Below are 24,070 nucleotides of genomic sequence, written 5' to 3' on the forward strand. Positions count from 1 at the left end.
TGGCGCGAATACCCTATATGTTAGGCTTCTGCCTTATGGGGTCCGCCATGCCGATGATGGTTCGCGTCTATATTCGCAGTGTCCTGATCGGCGCTGCACTGGCCTGTTGCTTCGTGGCCGCCCTGTTGGCCCTGGATGTAGGGCATCTGCGTCACCTGATCCTCAACAGCCCGTCGGGCTGGCTGGCCCTGTGTATGCTGGTGTTCTTCAATGCCATCGTCTTCGCAGGCGTCCAATTTGCGATTGTCGTGATGATGCAGGCGGAAACGCCCCCTTCCACAGGCAGGCGCGCCTGGATCATACGTCCCAGGATGGTCGCCGTTCCGCAAAGATCCGTCGCACGCGCAGGTCGAAAATAGCGGCAACGTGCAGGTCTGACACGAAAGGTTGATTATCGTGTCGATTATGCAACAGATTGCATGAATGACCCATCTTGAAAAACTGCCTTCCGAATAGGCAGTCACGGCTTTATTGCAGAGGTCGGGTCGGCCTCGGATTATCTTCTTTCGCGTAGCAGGATACTTTTATTTAGGTGCGTTAACTACTTCAAGGAACAGGCATTTGGTTCCCTCTGAAGTCATCAACACCATGTTTCAGCATGATTTTGCCTACTACTGGCTGCTCCGCTGACCCTCACGTTTTCGGGAAGCTTTCATGATTCTTGGGGATCTGTGAACCAAGGACAGGTGGTATTACTTCATCTTTCGCAGAGATGCTCTGGCGTCCGAACGGCGTTCAGAACAACCAAACTCAGCTCGTGAGGATGAGATGAAGAAAATTACGCTGCTGACCGGCTCCGCCGCGCTGATGGCCGCCCTTTCCGCCCCGGCCTTCGCCCAGACCGAGATTGCCGCTGGCGCGGACGCCACCGGCATTTCCGGCATCAACGACCGCATCATCGATGTCGAGGACGCTGTCCAGGACGACTTCGACCGCGACAACGATGACGCGCGCTTCGGCAACCCGGATCGTCGCGAAGGGCTGTTCGGCTCGCTTGCTCTGACCTATGCGGGCAGCACCGGCAACGACGAAAGCCAGGACTTCTCGCTGGCAGGCCGCGTGTCGAACAATGCGGGTCCCTGGCAGCAGTCGGTCGGCATGTTGCTTGAATTCGGCGAAGACGAAGAAGGCGACAAGGACAAGGAAGAAGTGTCGGTCATCTATGATGGCGCTTACTACTTCAACGACCGCTTCTATGCCTTCGTCCTGGGCCGTTTCAGCATCGACGGTCTGGCCAATGGTGACCAACTCGGTATCGACGACGATGCCGATGTCGCAGAAGATCTGGGCGACTTCGCCCGTGACGGTTTCATCGGCGTGGGTCCGGGCTATCGCGTGATCAACACCGAACAGACCGCATGGCGCGTTCAGGCCGGTATCGGTTACCGCTACACCCAGACCGGCGCGCAGAAGTCGGGCTTCGATCTGGTGGATCCGGATGGCGACGGCGTCTTTGTGCGCGAAGAAGTCACGGATTCGTCCGACAGCGGCGTCGGCTACATCGTGTCGTCGCGCCTGTACCACCGCTTCAACGACATGGTCTTCATCACCAACGACACCGACTATCTGTCGTCGGAAGACTCGGATGACGTGATCACCAACCAGTTCGGCGTGAACTTCCAGATGTCGGATCAGCTGGCGACGCGCGTCAGCTATACCACCGAATACCAGGAAAACCGTCCGATCCGCACGGACAACACCTTGGGCGTTTCGGTCGTTTACGGCTTCTAAGTCAAACGACGGACAAGCGAACGAAGGGCGGCCCGCAAGGCCGCCCTTTTCGCATGGAAAAACCGCCGCTGCGGGGCAGGGCGGTTTCAACTGGTGGCGGGAACCGCAGCAACCGCGGCAGCACGAGATTTCCCGAAAGCCTGGATTACCAGGTGGGCGCCGGATAACGAGACCAGGGTCACGCCAGAGCCAGCCCCCTCGGAAAGATTATAGGCCAGTGGAAAAATGGCCACACGCGAGAAGAGCAGAAACCCGCCATCCCGGAAGATAGGCACGGGGCAGGGGCGGTTCAAGCGGGTTGAAGGGTGTTTCCTTTTCGTTCTATAAGAACCCTCATGACACAGATGGATCCGACCCTTCCGGCGATGCCGGGCCAACGTCTTGCGCGCGGCGTCGGGCGGCTGCTGCGCAGCATGGATCATGCGGTCCTGACTGAATTCACGCCGGTCCGCGGCTTGCGTGTCGATGTCATCAGCATGGGGCCAAAAGGCGAATTCTGGATCATCGAATGCAAGAGCTGCCGCGCCGACTTCATGGGCGACCGCAAGTGGCAGGGGTATGTCGAATGGTGCGACCGCTATTTCTGGGCGGTCGATTGCGACTTCCCGTCCGAACTGTTGCCACCCGATACAGGCCTGATCTGCGCCGATGCCTATGGGGCTGAGATCCAGCGCATGGCGCCGGAAACGCGGCTGGCGGGGGCACGCCGCAGCAGGATCATGCGCGATTTCGCCCGCGCCTCGGCCCTGCGGCTGCAGGGCCTGACGGATCCCGACGCGTTCAGCGCCGGGGCTTTTTAGGCTTTCCCCCGGTCTTGCCCATGTCGCGCGCCGCTTCGGCGGCCGCCAGCAACTCCTCGGCGATCTCGGTCGCTTCCTCGGGATCGAAGTCCAGGGGCAGGTCAACCCCTTCTGCCTCGACATAGATCCGCACCATGCCCTGGTCGGTCGGGCCGATCTGGAGATTGGCTGCGATGTCGCTCTGGCTGTTGATGCCCATGACCATTATCCTTCTGTGATGGCTTTCTGTATCCCGGGTGCGATTTCACGGCAAGACGGGCTTGCAACGGGGTCAAACCGGCGTTAGAGAACGCATCCGTGCCGCCTTAGCTCAGTTGGTTAGAGCGCTAGATTGTGGATCTAGAGGTCCCCCGTTCGAGCCGGGGAGGCGGTACCATCCTTCCAAGCCCTTGCGTTCAGTTATTCTTTCCGTTCTCGGAACAATGGCCATGTTCGGCGTGTTTAGGTTCCGATGGTGACAACACACCGGAGGACATTGACATGGCTGAATACAATCCCACCGCAAATGACATGAAGAAAGACGCCACGGCTGCCGGGCAGCAGGCGAAGAAGGATCTGAACGAAGGCGCCAAGAAGGTCGGCGACGACATCCGCGATACCGCCGACAAGATGTCGCAGAACTCTGCCGCAGGCAGCCTGAAGGACCGCGGCGCGGAAATGGCCCAGACCGCTCGCGATACGGCGCAGGACTATGTCGAACGCGCCCGTGAAGCCGGCGGAGAATATGCAGGTCGCGCCCGGGCCGAGGCTGAGCGTCTTTACCAGACCAGCCAGCAGAGAGCGTCGGAAGTCGCCCATTACGCCGAGGAGCGTTATGACGAGGTGTCCGAAATGGTGCGGCGCAATCCTGCGCAAGCCCTGGGCATCGCCGCCGGCATCGGCTTCCTTGTCGGCCTGATTCTGGCCCGTCGCTGAGGACGTTTCCATGTTCGACTATGCGCAGCGTCTTCAACTGGCTCTCAAGGACACGGCGCGTCGGTCTGCGATGAAGGTGGTGGCCGGGCTTGTCCTGGCCATTGCCGCAGGCTTTCTCATCGCCGCCCTTTGGTCGTTTCTTGCGCATGATCTGGACTGGGGTCCGGCCTTGGCATCGCTGGGCGTGGCCGTGCTGTTCATCCTGATCGGCGTCGTGCTGTTCGTCATGTCCAAGCGGACCCAGCACGAAATGCCGACCAAGGAGGATCTGCGCAAGGAGGTCGAGGCACGCGTCACCCTGGCCGCCGACGCTGCCGTCGAACGGGCGCGGGCGGAGGCCGACCGGATGCTGGACAAGGCGGGCAACAAGGTCAGTTCCCTCATGGACGAGGCCAGCTATCGCGCCAACAAACTGGCGGACGATACCGAGCGCCGGGTCTTCGGCGCGGCCAGGAACGCGGCGCAGGCCGTCGGCTTCACCTCGGGCAACATCCAGACGGTGCGCCACAAGGTGGAAGACGCAAGGGACACCCTGTCACGCGCGAACAGCAGCAATGCTGCCAGCATGGCAAAGCTGATCGGAGCCTTTGCAATCGGCGTCACGCTTGCCTCGAAGTTGCGGGAACAGCAGGATGATGACGATTACGAAGACGACATCCTGTGAAAAAGGGCCGCCTTAGGCGGCCCTTTTGATGTCATGTCCAGATCGTCAGGCGTTCGCTTCGCGGATCTTGTCCGCTGCGGCCTTGTCGTAACCCACGCCTTTCTGATCGAAAAGCTGATCCAGTTCGCCCGACAGCGTCATCTCGGTCACGATGTCGCAGCCGCCGACGAATTCGCCTTTGACATACAGCTGCGGGATCGTCGGCCAGTCCGAGAAATCCTTGATGCCCTGGCGGATATCGTCGTCAGCCAGCACGTTCACGTCGCGGTAATCGACGCCCATGTAGTTCAGAACCCCCGCCACACGGCTGGAGAATCCGCACTGGGGCATTTCCTTGGTCCCCTTCATGAACAAGACCACATCGGCATTGTCCACGAGTCCTTGAATCTTGTCAGTTACTTCTGTCATCTCTTTCATCCTGTGTCTGATGGTCTGGCCAAGGGGCAGGTCCTCAGTCAGGCGCTTTGGTGGTCAATGCCAGGGCGTGCAGCTCACCCGATTTCCCCGCCATCTTGTCCTGAAGGGCGGCATAGACGGCGCGCTGCTGCTGGACACGGTTCTGGCCCCGGAAGCTTTCGTCGATCACCTCGGCCGCGTAATGGTTTCCGTCGCCTGCAAGATCGGTGATCGTGATTTGCGCGTTGGGAAATGCCGCCCGTATCAGGGCTTCGATGTCATGGGCTTCCATGGCCATGGGGATGTCCTTCTGCCTTTGCTTCCCAGATGTAGGGGAAGGGGGAAGGTCCCGCAAGGCCAACAAAAAACGGCCGCGTGGGACGCGGCCGTTTCAGATGCAGGGGTCGATCAATTGGCGGTGGCTGCGCCGACGGTTCCACCGACGACCGCTCCGGCGGGACCGGCAATGACCGCCCCCCCCAGGCCGCCGGTCGCGGCCCTTTCGGTAGCGTTGTCACCACAGGCCGCAAGAACAAAAAGCATGCCGCCGCACAAGCTTGCCGTCAAAACTCGCATCAGATCATCCTTTTCCAGGCGCCTTGTTGCGCTCCTGTTCGAGAAAGCGTCAGGTGACGCAAAAGTTCCGCAGCGGCAGGACCCTGCACACCTTTTCCCCGATGCGGCGCGGGCTGGCGGGACGGTGCCTCGTGCTTGTGGCTGGACCGACCGCGCGTCTTGTCCAAGGCACGCGGCATCCACCCCAATCGTGGCAAGGCCTGCCCGGCTGCCGTCAATCTGCCTGGTCAGCGATGTCGCAACCGGGCAGAAAAGCGTCGTCTTCGTTTGACCCCATTTTGCCGGGCTGCTATGCGCGCCGGACCGTCAACGGCAGCAGGACAACCGACGCATGACCATGTGGGGCACTTTCCTCAAGCCGATGCACCCGGAGGGATTCCGGTTCCTGCCGATCTTCGCGCTTGTGACCTTGGGGTTCTTTTTCTTGTGGGAGCCGCTGGGTTGGATCGGGGTGGGGCTGACGGTCTGGTGCTATTACTTCTTTCGCGATCCGCGACGGGCGGTGCCGCAGGCCGAGGGCCTGATCGTCAGCCCCGCGGACGGTGTTGTCTCGCTGATCGAGGAAGCGGTGCCACCGGCCGAACTGGGGATGGAGCCCGTTGCCCTGACACGCGTCAGCGTCTTCATGTCGGTGTTCAATTGCCATGTGAACCGCGCACCCATCGCAGGTCGCGTGCTGGCGGTGGCCTATCGCCCCGGGCGGTTCTTCAATGCCTCGCTGGACAAGGCCAGCGACCTGAACGAACGCCACGGGCTTTGCCTAGAACTGGCTGACGGCCGACAATTGGCTGTCGTGCAGATCGCCGGCCTTGTGGCGCGTCGAATCCTGTGCTGGACCAAGAAGGGCCAGGACCTGAGAACGGGCGAGCGTTTCGGGCTGATCCGCTTCGGGTCGCGGCTTGATGTCTATCTGCCGCCGGGGACGGCGCCCCTGGTCGCCATCGGCCAGACGATGGTCGCGGGCGAAACCGTCATCGCCGAACTTGGCCGTGCCGGGCCTGCGCGTCCTGCACGGATGGACTGACGATGACCCAGCACCCGGATCGCCGCCCTCGATTGTCCGTGGTGCAGTTGCTGCCGAATATCCTGACGCTTGCGGCGCTTTGCGCAGGTCTGACGGCAATCCGCCTTGCCGGCGTGGAAGAATTCGACCGGGCAGCGGCCTTGATCATTCTTGCGGCGGTGCTTGACGGCCTGGACGGACGCCTGGCGCGTCGGCTGAGAAGCGAAAGCGCCATGGGGGCCGAACTCGACTCGCTTTGCGATTTCGTCAATTTCGGCGTGGCCCCGGTTCTGGTGCTTCACTTCTGGGCCTATGGGGGTGCCGGAGGATTGGGGTGGATCGCCGCCCTGGTCTATGCGACGGCCTGCGCCCTGCGGCTGGCGCGCTTCAACATCAGCAGCCGGGATGCGCTTGCGTCGGCCATGCCCAAGACGTCCTTTACAGGGGTTCCGTCGCCCGCTGGGGCGATGCTGGCCCTGCTGCCGATCTTCGTTGCCAATCTGATTCCCGGCGCGGTCCTGCCCGGTCCTGCTTCCGCTTTCTGGATCGTCCTCGTCGCGGCCCTGATGGTCAGCCGTCTGCCCACGCCGGCCATCCGCCCCGTCCGGGTCCGGCCCGACCAGGCGCGCCTTCTTCTGATCGGGGCGGTGGCAGTGGGGGCGGCACTGCTGACCTATCCCTGGCTGACACTGGTGCTGTTGGACCTTGCTTATCTGCTGCTGCTCTTGGCCGGATGGATCCGGCTTCGGCGGCGTCATTCACAAAAGGACGCATGAATGGAATTGCAGGCTGTCGAGAGATCCTATGCCCGCTGGGCGCCGATCTATGACCGGACCTTCGGCGCGGTGACGAATGCCGGACGCCACAGGGCCACCGCGCTTCTGAGCGAGATGGGCGGTTCGGTCCTGGAGATCGGCGTGGGCACCGGCCTTGCCCTGCGCCACTATGGCCCGAAGGTGAAAGTGACGGGCGTGGATTACAGCGCCGAGATGCTGGAAAAGGCACGGGCAAAGGTGGACGCCGAAAACCTTGCGAATGTGGCTGCACTCTACCGGATGGACGCACGCGAACTGGCCTTCCCGGACAACAGCTTCGATCACGTTGCAGCCATGCATGTGATCTCGGTGGTGCCCGATCCCGAAAAGGTCATGTCCGAAATCGCCCGGGTGGTTCGCCCGGGGGGAAGCGTCGTCATCGTCAACCACTTCGCCCGGACAAGGGGTGCCATCGCCTTGGCCGAACGGATTGCCGCGCCCCTTGCGGACCTCCTGGGCTGGCATTCCGATTTCGACCGTTCCCGGGTGCTCGGCGAAGCGAGCCTGACATTGATGGAGGAACGCACCTTGCCGCCGCTGGGCATGATGACCCTGATGCGGCTGGTCAAGAACGGCTGACGCTGGTGTCAGGCCTGCGTGACGTTGGTCAGCAGGCTTCCCTTGCGCCTGCAACGATGGTCCGAGACGCGCCTCGAGGGGCAGGTGACGTCCCGCTGAACAAGGCCGTCACTGCGCATCCGCGGTTTGCAGCAGATCCGTGATCCGGCGGACGGTCGCGCGTCGGTTCTCTCGGATGCTGCCTTCCTGACGGATCTGCGGGTACTGCTCGCCGTATCCCTGGACCACCAGGTTCTCGGGCGGGACCTGGAAGTATTCGGAAAGCGCCAGGGCCACGGACTCGGCCCGGCGGTCGGACAGCGCCAGGTTTGCCGCATCCGAACCCACCAGATCGGTATGACCTTCGATCAGAAATATCTCTTGCCGGTTTTCGGCGATGGCATCCTGAATGGCATTGCCCAGCGTTGACAACTGCCGCGCCTGATCCGGTGAGATCGCAGCCGAACCGCTGTCGAAGGTGATGGCATCAATGTTGACGGGGGCGACCAGGGAACGGACCTCGGAAATGCTGCGGACCTGTTCCAGGGTAAAGCGGCGGTCGATGTCCACCTCGCTTCTGAGGGCCTCTCGCAAGGCGACCTCGTCGTCTTGGGTGACGCTGCCGTAAACCGGCGCAGGGGCAGGAAGCGTGGCGATATCCACCGGTTCCACTTCGGCGGTATCGTCGATGAGGCGCGTCTGAGAGCCGTCGGGCGAAATCAGCGTGCGCCGCAGGACGCGCAGGTCGGCATCGCGGATGGTCACCACACGGCTGCCATCAGCGCGGGTCACGACGGTTCGCGACGATCCGTCATCGAAGTTTTCGGTCGTCACGGTCGATCCCGGCTGGCGCAAAAGCGCGACCTCGTCCTTGATGACCTGCTGGCTGCCATCCGCCTCTGTCACCACGACCCGGTCGGGCGTGGCCAGGGCCACCTGCCTGTTGTTGTTGAGATAGGAGCCGACCGCCACCGTGCCCAATCCCAGCAGCAGCGCTTTGACAAGATCGTTGCGGTCGTCGTCGTTGTCCGCGCGGGCCTCTGCGCGCTGCTGATCCCGGGCCCGCAGGACGTCACGAAGGTTCGTCTGGAAATCCTCGTCCGACGATCGACTGTTCTCGCGGGTGATCCGCTGCTCCACGATGCGGCCCCGCCGGTCTTCATTCAGCGCGGCGGCACGGGCGGCGCGGGTTTCGCGCGCGGCACGACGGGCGGCTTCGCCTTGGGGGGTGACTGCCTGGGGTTGCCGGTTCTGCCGGGGCTCCTGCTGGCCCGCCCTTTGGGCTGCACCTTCGCGCCGGGTGGTCATGTTGGTCCGCTGTTGATCCTGCCGGACCTCTGGCAGCGGTTGCTGATTACGGGCATTGGCCGCAGGACGGGCCGCAGGCTGGCGTGCCTGCTGCCGGCCGCCGGCGTCATCAGCCTGTTGTCGTGGTGCCCGCCCCTCGGACGGCCGCTGCTGACGCGGCGCCGGGGCGTTCGCTTGCTGATTGCCGGCCCCAGCACGCTGCCCGCCTCCCTCGCGCTGCGCCTGCTCACGCCCTGAACGTGCTTCCCTGTTGGGCTGGGGCCTTGCACGTTCTTCAGCACGGCCGGGGGTCTTGTTCTGCTGCTTCTGATCGGCCCGTTCCTGAGGTGGCGCGGGACGCCGTTCCTGCTGGGCGGGTTGCTGGGCAGGGCGCTCTTGCTTCTCCTTCGCATTCCCGCGCTGCTGCTGTTCGTCTTGCGGCTGCGCAGCGGCCCGCTGGGCAGCAGGCTGACGGGCTTGCTCTGGCCGTTTGCCCCATCCTCTGGCGGCGTTGTCGTTCGACTTGTCGCGTCCCTGCCCAGGCTTTTCTGCTTGCGCCTGCTTTCCTGCCCGCTGCGGTTTTCGTTCAGCTTCGGGCTGCCCTTGCCGATCCGCCTGGCGTTCAGGCGGCTGGGACTGACCCCGGCGGACAGGCGGCCCGTCCCGTTCGGCCTGGGCAAGAAGCAATGGCATGTTGGTTCGATCCGCCGCTTGGCCTTCTGGAACAGGGGCGTCTGCCCAGGCTTGCGAAAGTTGCGGCAGCAAAAGCGACAGGCAGGCTGCGATGGCCGTGGAATTGCGAATGATCCGACGCATGGCGCCATCCTTCCCTGAATGGGGTTCATCCTCTTGGCAAGGACAACCGTGAAGCAAGGAAGGCGGTTCCTTTTTGCTGCTTTGCAGCCTTCGTCGATGTCATGGGAAGCCCGCAAACCTCACACCGGAAGCCTGCGCTTCAACGCATCGGCCAGGCTTTGGATGTCCGGCCCCGAGGCTTTCGGAACGATTCGATAGGCGGCGTTGACGAAACAGAAGATCGAAAACCCCACAAGGCCGACACAGACGGCGATGACAAGAAACCGTCCATAGGCCTGGCTCGAAAGCCACGAGAAGGCTTCCCCTACGCCTCCTGCTTCCTGGGGATTGGAACGCCATGCCGCAAACAGGAACAGCAATCCGATCACACCGATGACCAGGCCATGAGCCATCACGCCGGCCTTGAGGATCGAATTCCAGCGGGTCGTGAAATCATTCGCCCGCAGGTGCTTGCGATATTCGTTGCACCAGCCCTGTCGCAGGTAATAGGCACCTGCCCCCAGGATGAGAAGGGCGACAAGGCCGACGATCCAGCGGCCGCCGGGCCATTGCATCACGGCTCCGACATAACCCGGAATGCCGGAGCCTTGCCCCGTCCCGCCACGGCCGAACAGCAGGGAAAAAGCCAGGATGCCGATCCCCAGATGGATGCCGCCGGTTACCACCATCCCGACCCTGGCGACGACGCCCTTGGCATCCTTGCCATAGTCTTCAAGATCGTAGGCGGCATCGACCACGCGCCAGATGGCATAGGCCAGCATCCCCACCAGGATGAGGAACAGGACCGCTCCTCCTCCCCAGGTATTTTCAAGCCATCCAAGCGCGGAGGACGTGTCCTGCGCCTGGCCTCCTCGCCAGATCGAATAAAGCGATATGCCAGCAACCGCCAGATAGACCAACCCCCGGCCCAGATAGCCGACCCGCATGAGCGTTATCGCCCATCCCATGTCTTGTCCGGTCATGGCTTTTCCTGTCTCCCCTGGTTCTCCACCAACAGGCGCATGGCGCCTGCCTTCGGCGCTTCGCTGGCTTTGGTGCAACTCTCAAGGCGGACCTGTGGATCCCTCCGGTCCCGTGGCATGGGGGTGGCTGTCCCGCCGTTTGGAACCGGCCCCCGGTTTGTCCTTCACCACACGGCAACTGACTGCCAGACGCATCGTCCGACCCGACCGCGCCGCGTCTGATGACCCTAAAGGTCCTTCACCAGCCGAAGGGCATCATGGATCGCGGCATGGGTGTTGCGGGCGGCAATGGCATCGCCGATGCGGAACAGGCGGAAACTGCCGCTGGGGTTCGTGCGAACGTCCTGAAGCCCGCCTGTGGTCAGGGCCTCGTAATCGACCTCTCCGCCGTTCGACGACAAGGGCTTCAGGTCGAAATACAGATCGTCCAGCGGGCGGGTGCCGTGGTTGACGACCACCTGGTCCACGATCCGGTCACGCGCGACCTTGCCATAGTCGCTGCCCAGACTGGCCCGCAGCTGGTTGCCCTCTCGTTCGACCGAGATCAGCCGCCAGGTGACGGTGAAGGTGGTGTCGCGGGCCTGCAGGCTGCGCATATAGGGAACCAGGTTCATCGCCATCACCTCGGGGGCGAAAGCGCGGTCGGGGGTGACGATCTCGACCCGCGCGCCGGTCGCGGCGATCAGATCGGCGGCCTGCAGCGCGGCATGGTCGCCCGCGTCGTCGAAGATCAGGACGTTCTGGCCCGGCTTCACGTCGCCCGACAGGATGTCCCAAGCCGACACGACAAGGTCGTTGCCCTCTGCCAGGACCTCGGTATGGGGCAGCCCGCCGGTGGCGATGATGACCTCGTCGGGGTTCGTGGCCAGGACGTCGCCCGCTTCGGCGACGGTGTTGAAGCGGAAGGACACGCCGTGACGTTCGCACATGGCCTGGCGCCAGGCGATGATCGCCATCATCTCGCGGCGGCGTTCCTGCAGCGCGGTCAGGCGGATCTGGCCGCCGGGTTGGTCCGCAGCCTCGAAGACGGTCACGGCATGGCCGCGTTCGGCGGCGACGCGGGCGGCCTCCATGCCGGCGGGACCGGCGCCCACCACCGTGACGCGCTTACGAACAGGCGCGGACGGGATGATGTGGGGCATCGTCTCCTCTCTCCCCGTGGCGGCGTTGTGCAGGCAGAAGGCCAAGCCCCCCTGATAGATGCGGTCCAGGCAATAGTTCGCGCCGACGCAGGGGCGGATCTCGTCCTCGCGTCCCTCGACGATCTTACGGACCAGATGCGGATCGGCGATATGGGCGCGGGTCATGCCGACCATATCCACCAGCCCGGCGGCGATGGCATGGCGCGCGGTCGGCACGTCGGGGATCTTGGCGGCGTGGAAGGTGGGAAAGTCCGTCGCCTGGCGGATCTGTCCCGCGAATTCCAGATGCGGTGCGTTGCGCATTCCCTGGACGGGGATCACGTCGGTCAGGCCGGCATCCGTGTCGATATGACCGCGCACCACGTTCAGGAAATCGACCAGGCCGCTGTCCTTCAGCTTGCGCGAGATGGCGATGCCGTCGCCGGCGTCCAGGCCCCCCGGCAGGCATTCGTCCCCGGTATAGCGCACGCCCACGATGAAGTCCGGCCCGCAGCGTTCGCGGATGCCGCGCAGGATGTCGAAGGTAAAACGCAGCCGGTTGTCCAGATCGCCGCCATAAGGGCCGTCCAGGTCATTGGTCAGCGGCGACCAGAACTGGTCCATCAGATGGCCATAGGCCTGCAGTTCGATCCCGTCCAGGCCCGCAGCCTTCATCCGTTCCGCCGCATCGACATAATCGCCGATGATGCGGGCGATGTCCCAGTCCTCCATCTTCTTCGGAAAGGACCGGTGCGCGGCCTCGCGCTGATGACCGGGCGATACCACCGGCAGCCAGTCGCCCTTGTCCCAGCGGGTGCGCCGGCCCAGATGCGTCAGCTGGATCATCACCGCGCAGCCATGGTCGTGGCATTCGTCGGCAAGCTGCCGCATCCAGCCCACCACCTCGTCCTTCCAGGCCAGGATGTTGTTGAAGACCGGCGGACTGTCCCGCGACACCGAGGCCGAACCCGCCGTCATCGTCAGCGCCACCCCGGCCTTCGCACGTTCCACATGATAGGCGCGGTAACGCCCCTTGGGCATCCCGTCCTCGGGGTAGGCCGGTTCATGGCTGGTGATCATGATCCGGTTGCGAAGCGTCAGGTGCTTCAGCTGGAAGGGCTGGAGAAGGGGGTCAGTCGCCATGAGTCTGCCTGAGGATCAACGTGCAGGATGGATCATGTTCAGAATGTACACCTATGTCAACAAGGGAAACATAGATGAACCCGCCACAGATCACGATGAACAATTCGCTTGTTCGACAGGGTGTGACCGCGTACCCATCAACCATGAAGCGTGACGATGCAGCGGAAAAGGGATGGCGCGGCTCTCGCGAGGGCTGGCTCGAGGTCGGCTATCAGGCGCTGATCGACGGCGGCGTCGATGCCGTGAAGATCCTGCCGCTTGCCAAGCGGCTGAACCTGGCGCGCACCAGCTTCTATTGGTTCTTCGAAGATCGCGAAGCACTGCTGGCGGCCCTGATCGACGGCTGGGAACAGCGCACCACGAAGCCGCTGGTCGATGCGACCGCGCGCTATGCCGAAACGGTATCCGAGGCGATGCTGAATGTGCTGACCTGCTTCCTGGCGGCAAACACCTTTGATTCCCGGCTGGAATTTGCGGTGCGAAGCTGGGCCTTGCAGGACGAGGGCGTGGCTGACCGTGTGAAGGCCGCGGACGAGGCGCGTCTGCAGGCCATCGCCGCCATGCTGGTCAAGTGGGGCAACCATCCCGACGAGGCCGATATCCGTGCCCGCACCGTCTATCTGGTCCAGATCGGCTATATCTCGATGCAGGCCAGGGAAGATATCGAAACCCGTCTTGCCCGCATCCCCATGTACGTCAGGATCTATACGGGCCAGGACCCCGAACCACGCGAAATCGCCCGCTTCAATGCCGGGATCCGCCAGGGGCAGGGGTGATAAGGCTGGCAATCCAAAGGGCAGCCCGCAGGCGGAGGCATCATGCGCATAGGGATCATCGGCGCCACGGGTTGGCTGGGATCGGCGCTTGGCGGTCGGCTGCTGGCCCAGGGGATCGTGAGGCCGGATCAGTTGGTGGTCGCCAACCGCAGCGGCGCCCGCGCGACCTATCACGGCCATTCGGTGAAATGGGCGCAGGACTGCGCTGAACTGGTCGGGCTGTCGGATGTCGTGGTCGTTTCGGTCCGGCCGGACGACTGGCCCGCGCTGCAGCTGCACGCGACAGACAAGCTTGTCCTGTCCTTCATGGCGGGGATCGGGGCCGATCGGCTGGCTGGCTGTGGTGGCCGCATCGTCCGGGCCATGCCCAATGCCGCCGCCGAGATTGGCAGGTCCTGGACGCCGTGGTGGGCCGATGACGGCGTCACGGCCGAAGATCGGCACGCCGTCACGACCATCCTGTCCGCCATCGGCACCTCGGACGAGCTTGGTGCTGAAGCGCAGATGGACCTGATGACAGCCTTGCCGGGGTCCGGCGCGGCCTATCCGGCGCTGATGGCCATCGCGATGGCAGAGTTCATGACCGGGCAGGGCGTGCCCGAAGGGATCGCCTGGCGCGCGACTGAGGCTGCGGTATGCGGCGGGGCCGCCATGCTGGCGGGCCGGATCGCGGATGCCCCGGCCCTTGTCGCCGCATACCGCGACTATCGCGGCACCACGGCCGCGGGCATCGAGGCGGCCGAGGCGGCAGGTTTTTCGAAAGCGATCAAGGACGCACTGCTTGCGGCGACCGAAAAGGCGCGCGCCCTGGCCGTCCGACCCGAGTAGCCTTGGCCGCACGAGCCATCTGCCGACGATCCATGTTGGCGATCCCGCGCGACCGCCATGCCAGTGATCGCGGCCCTTCGATGATGCCGCAGCCTTGTCATCCTCTATCCATCCCCCAAACGATCCACAGAATTTGTGGACAAGTCATGCTGCTGCGACGTTTGGGCAAAGATCGCCAGGGCAAGACTTGACGATGACCAGACCGATCATTAGCTAGCTAACGAATTTGCAGCCATTCGATGATCATGCCTACATCCTCGACCTTTCTCGATACGCTCTTGCACCTGATGCGCGACCTGCGCCGCAGCTATGATGCGCGGGCAAGCGCCGTTGGCCTGACCCTGTCGCGTGCCCGCGCCTTGACGATGCTGTCGCGGATGGACGGCGCGACGCAGGCGGATCTTGCTGCCGCCCTGGAAATCGAGGCGCCCACCCTCAAGCGCCAGATCGACGCCCTGGAACATGCGGGCTTTGTCGAACGCCGCCCGGCGGCGGATGACGGGCGCAAGAACGCACTGTTCCTGACCGACCGGGGACGCGACAGCGCCGTTGTCGATTTCACCCGCCGGATGCGGGCCGAACTGGTGGCGGGCATCCCGGCCGAGGATCTGGCGGTGGCGCAGTCGGTGCTGGACCGCATCGCCGCCAATATCGCAAGGCTGGACCGGGAATGACCGAAGCACCTGCCCAGGCGCCGGCCCCTGTGGTTCATCCGCCGCTGCCGTTGTCCCAGGCCATGGCCTATATGGGCGCGGCGGTCGTGCTGGCCCTGGCGCAGGGATTGGGACAGGGGTTCGTCGCCGCGAACATCCCCCCGATCGCGGGCGATCTGGGCATCACCACCACCCAGGCAAGCTGGCTGATGGCGGCCTATATGATCCCGCGCGCCTCGCTGCCCCTGCTGCTGATCAAGATCCGCACCCAATACGGCCTGCGCCGCTTTGCCGAACTGGGCATCATCGCCTATGTGGCGGTGGCCTTTGCATCGGTCTGGATCACGGACTTCCGGTCCGCCGTCGTGGTGCAGGCGCTGTCGGGGGCGGCGGCCGCGCCCCTTTCAACCCTTGCCTTCATGTACATGCTGGAACCCCTGGCCCCCGAATGGAAGATGCGCCTGGGCCTGCCCGCCGCAATGGCGGTGATGATGGCGGGGCCCACGCTGGCCCGGGTCGTGTCGCCCGCGCTGATCGGGGACGGCGGATTGACGGGGATCCACCTGACCGCGCTTGGCCTGGCGATGGTGTCGCTGATGCTGGTCTTTCGTCTGCCCCTGCGGCCTGTGCCGCATATGAAGGTGATCCAGCCGCTGGATTTCGTCAGCTTCCTGCTGATCGGCTTCGGCTTTGCGGGGCTGACCATTGGCTTCGTGATGGGGCCGATCCTTTACTGGACCGACGCCCCATGGATCGGGCTGCTGCTGGCGGCTTCTGTCGCGTCCCTGGCCCTGGCCGTCGCGGTGGAGTTGAACCGGGCCGCGCCGCTTCTGGACATCCGCTGGCTGGCAAGCCCGTCCATGCTGCACCTGACGGCCACGCTGTTCCTGTTCCGGCTGATCCTGTCGGAACAAAGCGCGGGCGCCCCGCGCATGTTCCAGACGCTGGGCGTCGCGCCCGCGCAGATGACCGGGCTGTTTGCGGTGATCTTCGGGGCAAGCCTGCTGGGCGGCCTGGCCTGCGTGGCCTGGATGCGGCCGAACCGCGTGGGTGCCCTGCACCTGGTGGCGCTGCTGCTGATCGCCGCGGGGGCCTTCATGGATGCGCAGGCGACCATCGACACCCGACCCGCCCAGATGATCGCCAGCCAGGCCTTGATCGGCTTCGCGGGGATGCTGTTCCTGCCGCCGGCCATGATGGCGGGACTGATCCAGGCCTTGGCACGGGGGCCGCAATATCTTCTGTCCTTCGTGATCGTCTTCATCTCGACCCAGTCGCTGGGCGGGGTTCTGGGGTCGGGGCTGTTCACGACCCTGATCAACCACCGCCAGGCGGCCCATTACGCGACCCTGACCGAACAGCTTGCCACCGGCGATGCGCCCACCGCCCAGGCCATCGCAACCCGCGCCGCTGCCCTTGCCGCCCAGATGCCGGATGCCGCCGCGCGCGGCGCCCAGGCGGCTGCCCAGATCGCCCAGGACGCAGCCGCGCAGGCCTATGTCATGGCCTATAACGACGCTTATCTTCTGACCGCCCTGATCGCCCTTGGCGCGGCCTTTGCCCTGGTCCTGCACCTGCTGCGGGACCGGATGGTCCTTCGCCTGGCGCCCCCGGTCCAGGCGGACAAGACCCAACCGGATGCGACCCCATGAAAAAAGAAAACCTGCTTCCCACCGTCATTGCCCTGGTGATCGGCATCGCGGGCGTCCTGCTGCTGCTCTACGCCTGGCACCTGCCGCCCTTTCAGCCGTCGGAACCGACGACCGAGAACGCCTATATCCGCGGCAAGGTCACGACCATCGCCCCGCAGGTCACCGGCTATGTCGCAGCCGTCGAGGTCACCGATTTCCAGACCGTCAAGGCAGGCGACGTGATCGCGCGCATCGACGACCGCATCGCCCGCCAGAAGCTGGCCCAGGCCGAGGCGCAACTGGCTGCCGCCCGCGCCATGATGGAGGTGGCGACCCAGAACGTCGCCTCGGCCGAGGCGGTGGTCAGGGCCGACCAGGCAGGGGTGGATGCCGCCAGATCGGTGCTTGCGACCGCACGGACCGGCTGGAACCGCGCGCAGGAACTTCAGGCCCGCGGCGTCGCCTCGCAATCGACGGCCGAACAGTCCGAGCTGTCGCTGCAACAGGCCCAGGCCGCCGTCACCCAGGCCCAGGCGCAACTCGACGTGCAGCGCGAGGCGGTGAAATCGGCCCGCGTCGCCCTGCAATCGCGGCAGGCCGACATCGCGGGCGCCGAGGCCGCCGTCGAACTGGCCCGGATCGAACTGGACAACACCGTGATCCGCGCGCCCGCCGATGGTCGTCTGGGCCAGGTCGGTGTGCGGGCCGGCCAATATGTGACGCCCGGCACGGCGCTTGTGTCCCATGTGGGCAGCGATACCTGGGTGATCGCGAACTTCAAGGAAACCAGCCTGAAAGGCCTGCGGACCGGAGAGGTCGTGCATTTCACCGTGGACGCGATGGAACACCGGGACTTCACGGGCCGGGTCGAATCCTTCTCTCCGGCGACGGCGTCGGAATACAGCCTTCTGGCGGGCACGAACGCCACCGGCAACTTCACCAAGATCGCGCAGCGCCTGCCGGTCCGCATCGCCATCGACAAGGGCCAGCCCATGGCGGAACACCTGCGCCCCGGCATGTCGGTCGTGGTCCATGTGGATACAGGCGACGCCGCGGATTGAGCCTTCGGACAGGCGCAACGCCACAAGGCGGTTGAACCCCGCCTGCGCCTGCGGAAAGATGCCCGCAAATTTCAGACGGAGTGACCGATGGACCGCGACAGCCTGGAACTAAGAACGACCGTCACCGCCGATGGCACGCTGCGGCTGGAACTACAGCCTGTGACCTTGCCCGAACCCGGCCCGGGCCAGCTTCTGGTCCGCGTCGAGGCTGCGCCGATCAATCCGTCGGATTTGGGACTGATGTTCGGTCCGGCCGATATGGAAACGCTGGCCTGGGACGGCCAGGCCCTGACCGCCCGCATCCCTCCGGCCGCCATGGCGTCCATGCGCGCCCGGATCGGCCAGCCGCTTGTGCCCGGCAACGAAGGCGCGGGCACGGTAATCGCGGCAGGGCCGGACCAGCAGCACCTGCTGGGCAAGCGGGTCGCCATGCTGGGCGGGTCGATGTATGCGAAACTGCGCCTGATCGCTGCCAGTGACTGCCTGGTCCTGCCCGAAGGCGCCGGGGCCGAGGAAGGCGCCGCGTTGTTCGTCAACCCGATGACCGCGCTTGGCTTTGTCGAGACCATGCGGGCCGAGGGGCACAGCGCCATCGTCCACGCGCCCGCCGCATCGAACCTGGGCCAGATGCTGGTGCGGATCTGCAAGGCCGACGGCATCGGCCTGGTCAACATCGTCCGCAGCCCCCGGCAGGTCGCCTTGCTGCGCGACCTGGGCGCCGAGCATGTGGTGGACAGCAGCAGCGACAGCTTTCGCGACGACCTGACCCAGGCCATCGCCGCCACCGGCGCCACACTGTCCTTTGACGCCATTGGCGGGGGCGAGATGACCAGCATCGTGCTGACCGCCATGGAAACCGTCGCGCAGGGCAAGATGGAAAACTATGACCGCTATGGTTCGGCGGTGCTGAAGCAGGGCTATATCTATGGCGTCCTGGACACCGGGCCCACGATCCTGCGGCGCGGCTTCGGCTTCAGTTGGAGCGTGGGGGGCTGGCTGCTGTTCCGGGCCCTGCAAAAGCTGGATCCGGCGGTTATCGGGCGGATGCACCAGCGGATCCTGGCCGAGATGACGACGACCTTCGCCAGCCATTATACCGCGCGCGTCACGCTGGAACAGGCGCTGCAACCCGAAACCGTGGCGGCTTATCTGCGCAAGGCCACGGGGGAAAAGTATCTGATCACCCCGTGAGAACGGAAAGTGTCTTGGCGTCGTGGTGCATGGGCAACACCGGGGCTCTGCGGGATATCATTTCGCAAGTGCCGGAACCGGGGGGCGGGGCAGGGCTGTTGGGTTTGTGAAACCTGAACCCGGGAACATCCCATGCCTATCGTCAGCTTTTCCCCAAACCCCTTCGACTGGACCATCGGCGTCTTTTCCGTGGCCGACGAACGAGGAAACGTCACGGCCCGCCGCTGCTGTTTCGGTCCTTATGTCGTCACCTGGCACTGACAAAAGGCTTGCGGCTTTATGGATTGCCGCTGAGGCCCGTCTGGCGCGACGGATAGCCTGTGCCGAGGATACCTGATCTTGCCGGCATCGTGTCGCCGCGCATCAAGGCTGACAGACCTGCTGGTCGTGGTCGGTCTCGGCGCCCTGTCGGGGTAATGACCACCTGACCATCGGGGGCGCGGATGCGACCTTGCCAGTCAGGATGAACCGGCAGGCTTTCAGATATCTGGTCGCGCGCAGGCGTGAACCTTGCCCACCGCAAAGGCCGATTGAATTGTTGACGGGCCAGGTTTTGCGGGCTTACCTGCCGCACCGCGGAACAGGTGAAGGCGAGGGATACAGGTGGAGCAAAGGTGGCTTGGCAACCGCAAGGTCGGTGCCATCGGCTTCGGCGCGATGAGCTTTGGAGGAATGTTCGGCCCCACGGACGAAGCGACATCCCTGAGATGCCTTGACGCAGCGGTTGACGCGGGCATCAGCCATATCGACACCGCCAACATCTATGGCATGGGCCTGTCCGAGGAGATCATCGGCAAATGGGGACGCCGGGATGTGCACCTTGCCACCAAGTGCGGCATCATCAACGGGCCGCCTCGGGCGGTGCGCAATGACGAGGCCTATATCCGCAAGTGTCTGGAGGAGTCCCTTCGACGATTGCGTCGCGAGCATGTCGATCTTTACTACATCCACCGCCGCCAGCCCGAGATCCCCATCGAGGATCTGGCGGGAACGATGGGGAGGCTTGTCCAGGAAGGAAAGATAGGCGGGTATGGCCTTTCCGAAGTCGCGCCCTCGACCGTTCGCCGGGCCCATGCCGAACATCCGCTGACTGCCGTCCAGAATGAATTCTCGCTTTGGACGCGCCTGCCTCAGCTTGGCCTGATCCAGACCTGCCGGGAACTGGGTGTCGCCTTTGTCGCCTTTTCCCCGCTGGGACGGGGAATGTTCGGCCGCGATCCCTTGAAGCGCGACTTCCGCGCCGGGATCGACTTCCGGGACACCAATCCCCGGTTCGTCGAGCCGAACTTCTCGGCCAATCTGGCTGCCATCGCGCCATTCCGCGCCCTTTGCGCCGAACGGGGGTGGACGGTCCCCGGTGCGGCGCTTGGCTGGGTCCTGGGGCAGGGGGAACACATCATTCCCATTCCGGGCACCCGGTTGGCGGCGCATCTTGGCGACTGGAACCCTCCGGCCCTGAAGGCGTCCGACCTTGAGGAGATCGGCGACATCCTTCCGGCCGGATTTGCGCATGGCGACCGGTATGGTGATCACCAGATGGCCTTCGTCGAGCGATACTGCTGAGAACAGCGGCGGCAACGGTTTTGTCCCACGGGGCCGGAACGGTTTGACGGCCCGGACCGTTGCCATGGATCGAAGGAGTTTTCCGATGATCCGAGCGGTTCTCGCCACGGCCATCACGCTCGTCGGTACCTGGTATGCCGGGGCCCTCGTTCTGTCGCGCGTCGTTGACGGTGGCGAACAGGCCCTTAGACGCGACGTTACCGTCGGGTTGCCCGCAGTTCGGCACATGGCTCGGCAACCTGCCCATCCGCCTTCGGCAAGCCCGCCTTCTGATCTGTCGCTCAAGGTCGCCCGTGCTCCTGCGCCTCGTCCTGCTAAGGTTGACACAGTTCGGCCGGTGCCACGTCCGGCCACGCCCCGGCAAATCCTGCAAGGCGCTGCCATTCCCTCGCCGCCTGACTCGTTGCGCAATGCAAGCGATCTGTCCTGCATCGCCGTGGCAATTTACCATGAAGCCCGCGACCAGGAGGACTTCGGGCAACGTGCCGTCGCATCGGTGATCGTTCAGCGCGCCGCGATCCCCGGCCGATGGGGTGACACCGCCTGCGAGAACATCGTGCCCTCGCAATTCAGCTTCCTTACGTCGCGGTACGATTATCCGCCCATAAACGACAGGAAAGCCTGGGAAAGGGCGGTCCGGTTCGCAGCCCAGGCATTGCTGGAAGGCCCGATGCCCGAACTGAAAGGCGCTGACCATTATCACACGACCTCAGTGTCCCCAGGCTGGGTTCCGGCGATGACCCGGGTGCGGCTGATCGACGACCATGTGTTCTACGTCGATCCCCAGTCGTCCCACTCGCTGTGATGTTTCGCATGATGCCGCCCGGCTGCTTCCGTGTTCCCCGGTTCAAGCCCGCTGAACCGGGCAGGTGCTGAATGCGCCTGCCCTGCGGATAACCGCCATCGATCGCGCGCCATGTCCCCGCAGCTTTGCGCGTGAAGGCGAAAAATGCTATTCTGTAAGTGGACGCGTCAGGATGGCGCGGATTTTGGTGGTACAGTCATGGTTCAGCATGCGCCAGAACCGCAGCACCAGCCTGCCGCTGATGCTCCGGCTGCCAGATTTCTTCCCTATGACCCAGAAGAATGGAAGCAACGGGTAGCGGCTGCCCGCGCCAAGCGGGAAAAAGTCTTGCGGCAGCGTGCGGAAGATCAGCGTCGGACGGTCGAAGGCGGGTCCGCCAGATCTTCCGGGCGTGCTGACCTGCCTGCCGCCTGGCCGCCCGCCAAGGGGGCGGCGCTGATGCGCATTGCAAAGGACGGGCAGCCGAAAGCCGCAAGCGTCGCGCCGCGTCCTTTCGGTCTGCCCTTGGCCTTTGCCACCTGCACCCAGGCGATGGGCAGGCTTGCCTTTGTCGGCAGGGTCCACCCGATGCTGTTCGGGCTTGTCATTGGCGGTCTTGCGGGTGCCTCTCTCGTCAGTCTTGGCGCAACTCGCCCCGACGGGGGTGATCTTCGGGGGTTGGGTAACCCGCCGGTCTCTTCGGCTGGCCTTTCCGTGGACGCGGCACTTTCCCAAGTCATGCCGGTCATGTCGGCACCCTCGGCAGCGGAGTTCCAGGAGCAAGGGATTGTTCCCCCGGCTGATCCGCCGGCGACGGCTTTCGCGCCGATCGAAACCCTGTCTGCTCCATCCGCGCTTGGGCTGGAGTTGCCCGTCGTGGCGACGGCGGGTTCTGCGCCCAGCATGTCGGCAATGTCCACCCCTGCCTCCGCTTTCGAACAGCCCGGCCTTGAGGCAGGCCAGGGGATTGCGGCACTGGCACCGGGCGCGGTCGTCGGAGAGGCAGAGCAGACCCTGTTTCTATCCCCGCCGCAGCTTGCCCGGCCCGATGCCTCGGCAATGGATGCCGGCCCTCGGCAACTGCCAGTCTTGCCGGAAACGCCAACCCTGCGTCTGGCCGTTTACGTCCCCGAGCGCCTGGCGGCCGAAGGGCGGAACGAAACCATGGCGCGGCTTGCCCAAGCGGGATGGTCGGCCCAAGAGGCGTCCACGCCCTTCACGATCGGCGAAACCCATGTCCGGTATTTCCATCCCCAGGATCGGAAGGCGGCCGAGGAACTTGCAGCCTCGTTGGATACAAGGGCACGGGACTTCGTCAGCTTCACACCGTCCCCCGAGGAGGGATATCTGGAACTGTGGCTAGGCGGTCAGGGAGCGCCCCCGAAGCCCAAGCCGGTCGTCGCGCGCAGAAGCGATCCACAGTCAAGCCGAACCAACATCGACAGGAGTGGCGCTGAGGCACCCCAAGCAGCCGAAGGCCGTCGTCGGTCCCTTTTTGGCAGGGGAGACAATGAATGGCTGCGGACCACGAACAGCCGCAATCTGGCCGGCGCCAGGAACAGCGCGGCAGGCGATGCCGCGAGAACCGGACCCACCACCGGCCGGGGGAACGAGGGTAGAGCCGGGGAAGGCAGAGACGGTGGCGGCAAGGGAACCGGTGCAGGCGGCGGCCATGCCGGTGACGGTGGGAAGGGCAGTGGGAACGGTGGCGGTAGTGCCGGGGGCCATGGTGATGGAAAGGGCAGTGGCGGCGGCAAGGGAGGCGACGGCGGCAGAGGAAACGGTGGTGGCCATGGGAATGGCGGCGGAAAAGGGAACGATGGGGGTAAGGGGAACGGCGGCGGCAATGGAAATGGCGGTGGACACGGGAACGGCGGCGGCCACGGGAACGGCGGCGGCCACGGCAACGGTGGTGGTCACGGGAACGGTGGCGGCCACGGAAACGGCGGCGGCAATGGGAACGGTGGTGGTCACGGAAACGGCGGCGGCAATGGAAACGGCGGCGGCAATGGAAACGGCGGCGGTAATGGGAACGGCGGCGGCAAAGGGGGTCGGGACTGAACATGCAAGCCATGCGGTCAGAACCATCAAGGTTCGGCCCCATTGATGGATCATGGCACAGGCTACCCCGCGCTCGCTTTATCGTGCATCGTCAGGCAAGGATGACACGCGTCTTCATGCGCTGCTTCAGCAGGCTTCTTGGAACAGCCAGGCACCTGCACCAACAACCGACACCGCTGACTTCCGCGTGGCCCATGGGATTCATTGCAGGTGACAGGTGGTCGCGCTGCCTTCGCCGGACGTCATATGGTGCAGGACGTTCATGATCGTCCAGGCGACAGCCCTTTGATGACGCTTGCCGGCCCGAAACACAGGCTGTGAAATATCGGCCGGACCAGCCGCGATGATTACCGGCCCAGTTCGCACATCTTCTGAACGATCTCGCTTGTCGGGTATGGTTTCGGGAAAAAGCAGGCGCCTTGCGGAAGGTCCTCTTGCGCTGCATCCAGCATCCCCGACGCGATGATGATATGGATGTGAGGCCAGGTCTTGCTGACACGAGCGGCCAGATCCAGACCGTTCATTGACCCAGGCATATCGACATCGGTGAACAGGAACGCGATGCCGGTTTCCCTTTCTAGGACAACCAACGCTGCATCGGCCGACCTTGCCTCGAAGGTGCGAAAGCCCGCATCCTGCAGCATGTCGACCGCCTCCATGCGGATCAGGACTTCGTCTTCCACCACAAGGACCGCCGGGCAGGGCTGCTGTGTCCGTTCCATGACTGCTCTGTGC

Annotated in this window: 27 protein-coding genes and 1 tRNA gene; 20 read left to right on the forward strand and 8 right to left on the reverse strand. The window is 64.3% G+C overall.

Annotated elements, in window-relative coordinates; genetic code table 11:
* Window positions 1-47 precede the first annotated feature (47 nt).
* The 3 genes from CK944_RS00750 (at window position 48) to CK944_RS00760 (ending at window position 2,531) form a co-directional block, all read left to right on the forward strand.
* On the forward strand, window positions 48-359 hold the full coding sequence (locus CK944_RS00750) for a hypothetical protein (protein WP_103171104.1): 312 nt from the start codon (window positions 48-50) through the stop codon (window positions 357-359).
* A gap of 409 nt (window positions 360-768) precedes the next feature.
* On the forward strand, window positions 769-1,731 hold the full coding sequence (locus CK944_RS00755) for a YdiY family protein (RefSeq protein ID WP_103171105.1): 963 nt from the start codon (window positions 769-771) through the stop codon (window positions 1,729-1,731).
* 344 nt (window positions 1,732-2,075) lie between these two features.
* A complete protein-coding gene (locus tag CK944_RS00760; RefSeq protein ID WP_158247935.1) occupies window positions 2,076-2,531 on the forward strand; it encodes an MmcB family DNA repair protein in 456 nt (151 codons plus the stop codon).
* Here CK944_RS00760 and CK944_RS00765 read toward each other — a convergent pair.
* Window positions 2,512-2,730, reverse strand: coding sequence for a DUF6324 family protein (locus tag CK944_RS00765; RefSeq protein WP_103171308.1), 219 nt, complete (start codon window positions 2,728-2,730; stop codon window positions 2,512-2,514). The two genes, CK944_RS00760 and CK944_RS00765, sit on opposite strands and share 20 nt — an antisense overlap.
* A 100-nt stretch (window positions 2,731-2,830) precedes the next feature.
* Between CK944_RS00765 and CK944_RS00770 the strand changes: the two genes are divergently transcribed.
* From CK944_RS00770 to CK944_RS00780, 3 genes are all read left to right on the forward strand, one after another.
* Window positions 2,831-2,907, forward strand: a tRNA-His gene (locus CK944_RS00770).
* 104 nt (window positions 2,908-3,011) lie between these two features.
* Entirely contained in the window at window positions 3,012-3,446 is a 435-nt protein-coding gene (locus CK944_RS00775) for a YqjD family protein (RefSeq protein WP_103171107.1), read from the forward strand.
* 10 nt (window positions 3,447-3,456) lie between these two features.
* The gene (locus tag CK944_RS00780) at window positions 3,457-4,110 is read left to right on the forward strand and encodes a phage holin family protein (protein ID WP_103171108.1); all 654 of its coding nucleotides are present in this window, start codon (window positions 3,457-3,459) and stop codon (window positions 4,108-4,110) included.
* Window positions 4,111-4,155: 45 nt separating this feature from the next.
* On the opposite strand, the gene grxD is transcribed toward CK944_RS00780, so the two are convergent.
* Window positions 4,156-4,518, reverse strand: a complete 363-nt coding sequence (grxD, locus tag CK944_RS00785) for a Grx4 family monothiol glutaredoxin (RefSeq protein ID WP_103171109.1) — start codon at window positions 4,516-4,518, stop codon at window positions 4,156-4,158.
* 43 nt (window positions 4,519-4,561) lie between these two features.
* On the reverse strand, window positions 4,562-4,804 hold the full coding sequence (locus CK944_RS00790; protein ID WP_103171110.1) for a BolA/IbaG family iron-sulfur metabolism protein: 243 nt from the start codon (window positions 4,802-4,804) through the stop codon (window positions 4,562-4,564).
* 564 nt (window positions 4,805-5,368) lie between these two features.
* Between CK944_RS00790 and CK944_RS00795 the strand changes: the two genes are divergently transcribed.
* Genes CK944_RS00795 through CK944_RS00805 form a run of 3 tightly spaced genes read left to right on the forward strand, consistent with a single transcriptional unit; the run spans window position 5,369 to window position 7,479 of the window.
* Window positions 5,369-6,106, forward strand: a complete 738-nt coding sequence (locus CK944_RS00795) for a phosphatidylserine decarboxylase (protein WP_256388066.1) — start codon at window positions 5,369-5,371, stop codon at window positions 6,104-6,106.
* Between the two features lie 2 nt (window positions 6,107-6,108).
* On the forward strand, window positions 6,109-6,861 hold the full coding sequence (locus CK944_RS00800; RefSeq protein WP_103171112.1) for a phosphatidylcholine/phosphatidylserine synthase: 753 nt from the start codon (window positions 6,109-6,111) through the stop codon (window positions 6,859-6,861).
* Entirely contained in the window at window positions 6,862-7,479 is a 618-nt protein-coding gene (locus CK944_RS00805; protein WP_103171113.1) for a class I SAM-dependent methyltransferase, read from the forward strand.
* A gap of 108 nt (window positions 7,480-7,587) precedes the next feature.
* Here the strand turns inward: CK944_RS00805 and CK944_RS23910 are convergent, their stop codons facing one another.
* Window positions 7,588-8,766, reverse strand: coding sequence for an OmpA family protein (locus tag CK944_RS23910; RefSeq protein ID WP_239985932.1), 1,179 nt, complete (start codon window positions 8,764-8,766; stop codon window positions 7,588-7,590).
* Between the two features lie 12 nt (window positions 8,767-8,778).
* On the opposite strand from CK944_RS23910, the gene CK944_RS23915 reads away from it, so the two are divergent.
* Window positions 8,779-9,003, forward strand: coding sequence for a hypothetical protein (locus CK944_RS23915; RefSeq protein WP_239985933.1), 225 nt, complete (start codon window positions 8,779-8,781; stop codon window positions 9,001-9,003).
* Window positions 9,004-9,680: 677 nt separating this feature from the next.
* Here CK944_RS23915 and CK944_RS00815 read toward each other — a convergent pair.
* Together CK944_RS00815 and hpbA are read right to left on the reverse strand one after the other, a co-directional pair.
* Window positions 9,681-10,523 (reverse strand): DUF1206 domain-containing protein, encoded by an 843-nt coding sequence (locus CK944_RS00815; protein WP_103171115.1) that lies wholly within the window; start codon window positions 10,521-10,523, stop codon window positions 9,681-9,683.
* A gap of 227 nt (window positions 10,524-10,750) precedes the next feature.
* The gene (hpbA, locus tag CK944_RS00820; RefSeq protein WP_103171116.1) at window positions 10,751-12,787 is read right to left on the reverse strand and encodes an N-methyl-L-proline N-demethylase HpbA; all 2,037 of its coding nucleotides are present in this window, start codon (window positions 12,785-12,787) and stop codon (window positions 10,751-10,753) included.
* A 143-nt stretch (window positions 12,788-12,930) separates the two neighbouring features.
* Between hpbA and CK944_RS00825 the strand changes: the two genes are divergently transcribed.
* From CK944_RS00825 to CK944_RS00860, 9 genes are all read left to right on the forward strand, one after another.
* Window positions 12,931-13,563, forward strand: a complete 633-nt coding sequence (locus CK944_RS00825) for a TetR/AcrR family transcriptional regulator (protein WP_103171117.1) — start codon at window positions 12,931-12,933, stop codon at window positions 13,561-13,563.
* 42 nt (window positions 13,564-13,605) lie between these two features.
* Complete coding sequence (locus CK944_RS00830; RefSeq protein ID WP_103171118.1) at window positions 13,606-14,391, forward strand: pyrroline-5-carboxylate reductase; 786 nt, start codon at window positions 13,606-13,608, stop codon at window positions 14,389-14,391.
* 245 nt (window positions 14,392-14,636) lie between these two features.
* Entirely contained in the window at window positions 14,637-15,065 is a 429-nt protein-coding gene (locus CK944_RS00835) for a MarR family winged helix-turn-helix transcriptional regulator (RefSeq protein WP_103171309.1), read from the forward strand.
* A complete protein-coding gene (locus CK944_RS00840; RefSeq protein WP_103171119.1) occupies window positions 15,062-16,696 on the forward strand; it encodes an MFS transporter in 1,635 nt (544 codons plus the stop codon). The genes CK944_RS00835 and CK944_RS00840 overlap by 4 nt, the downstream gene beginning before the upstream one ends.
* Window positions 16,693-17,736 (forward strand): HlyD family secretion protein, encoded by a 1,044-nt coding sequence (locus CK944_RS00845; protein WP_103171120.1) that lies wholly within the window; start codon window positions 16,693-16,695, stop codon window positions 17,734-17,736. Before CK944_RS00840 ends, CK944_RS00845 begins: the two co-directional genes overlap by 4 nt.
* Before the next feature lie 87 nt (window positions 17,737-17,823).
* Complete coding sequence (locus tag CK944_RS00850; protein ID WP_103171121.1) at window positions 17,824-18,927, forward strand: zinc-binding dehydrogenase; 1,104 nt, start codon at window positions 17,824-17,826, stop codon at window positions 18,925-18,927.
* Between the two features lie 132 nt (window positions 18,928-19,059).
* On the forward strand, window positions 19,060-19,188 hold the full coding sequence (locus CK944_RS24165) for a hypothetical protein (protein WP_256388057.1): 129 nt from the start codon (window positions 19,060-19,062) through the stop codon (window positions 19,186-19,188).
* 342 nt (window positions 19,189-19,530) lie between these two features.
* Window positions 19,531-20,490 carry an aldo/keto reductase gene (locus CK944_RS00855; RefSeq protein ID WP_205048989.1) on the forward strand — a complete coding sequence of 320 codons (960 nt, stop codon included), beginning with the start codon at window positions 19,531-19,533 and terminating at the stop codon, window positions 20,488-20,490.
* A complete protein-coding gene (locus tag CK944_RS00860) occupies window positions 20,438-21,295 on the forward strand; it encodes a cell wall hydrolase (RefSeq protein ID WP_103171122.1) in 858 nt (285 codons plus the stop codon). Before CK944_RS00855 ends, CK944_RS00860 begins: the two co-directional genes overlap by 53 nt.
* A gap of 347 nt (window positions 21,296-21,642) precedes the next feature.
* Here the strand turns inward: CK944_RS00860 and CK944_RS22755 are convergent, their stop codons facing one another.
* Entirely contained in the window at window positions 21,643-21,882 is a 240-nt protein-coding gene (locus CK944_RS22755) for a hypothetical protein (RefSeq protein ID WP_146038580.1), read from the reverse strand.
* A 1,031-nt stretch (window positions 21,883-22,913) separates the two neighbouring features.
* On the opposite strand from CK944_RS22755, the gene CK944_RS23100 reads away from it, so the two are divergent.
* Window positions 22,914-23,381: a hypothetical protein gene (locus CK944_RS23100; RefSeq protein ID WP_158247930.1), complete on the forward strand. Its 468-nt coding sequence runs from the start codon at window positions 22,914-22,916 to the stop codon at window positions 23,379-23,381.
* 301 nt (window positions 23,382-23,682) lie between these two features.
* On the opposite strand, the gene CK944_RS00875 is transcribed toward CK944_RS23100, so the two are convergent.
* On the reverse strand, window positions 23,683-24,057 hold the full coding sequence (locus CK944_RS00875) for a response regulator (RefSeq protein WP_103171124.1): 375 nt from the start codon (window positions 24,055-24,057) through the stop codon (window positions 23,683-23,685).
* Window positions 24,058-24,070: the final 13 nt, after the last annotated feature.

Source organism: Paracoccus sp. SY (assembly GCF_002901215.1).
Classification (GTDB): Bacteria; Pseudomonadota; Alphaproteobacteria; order Rhodobacterales; family Rhodobacteraceae; genus Paracoccus; species Paracoccus acridae.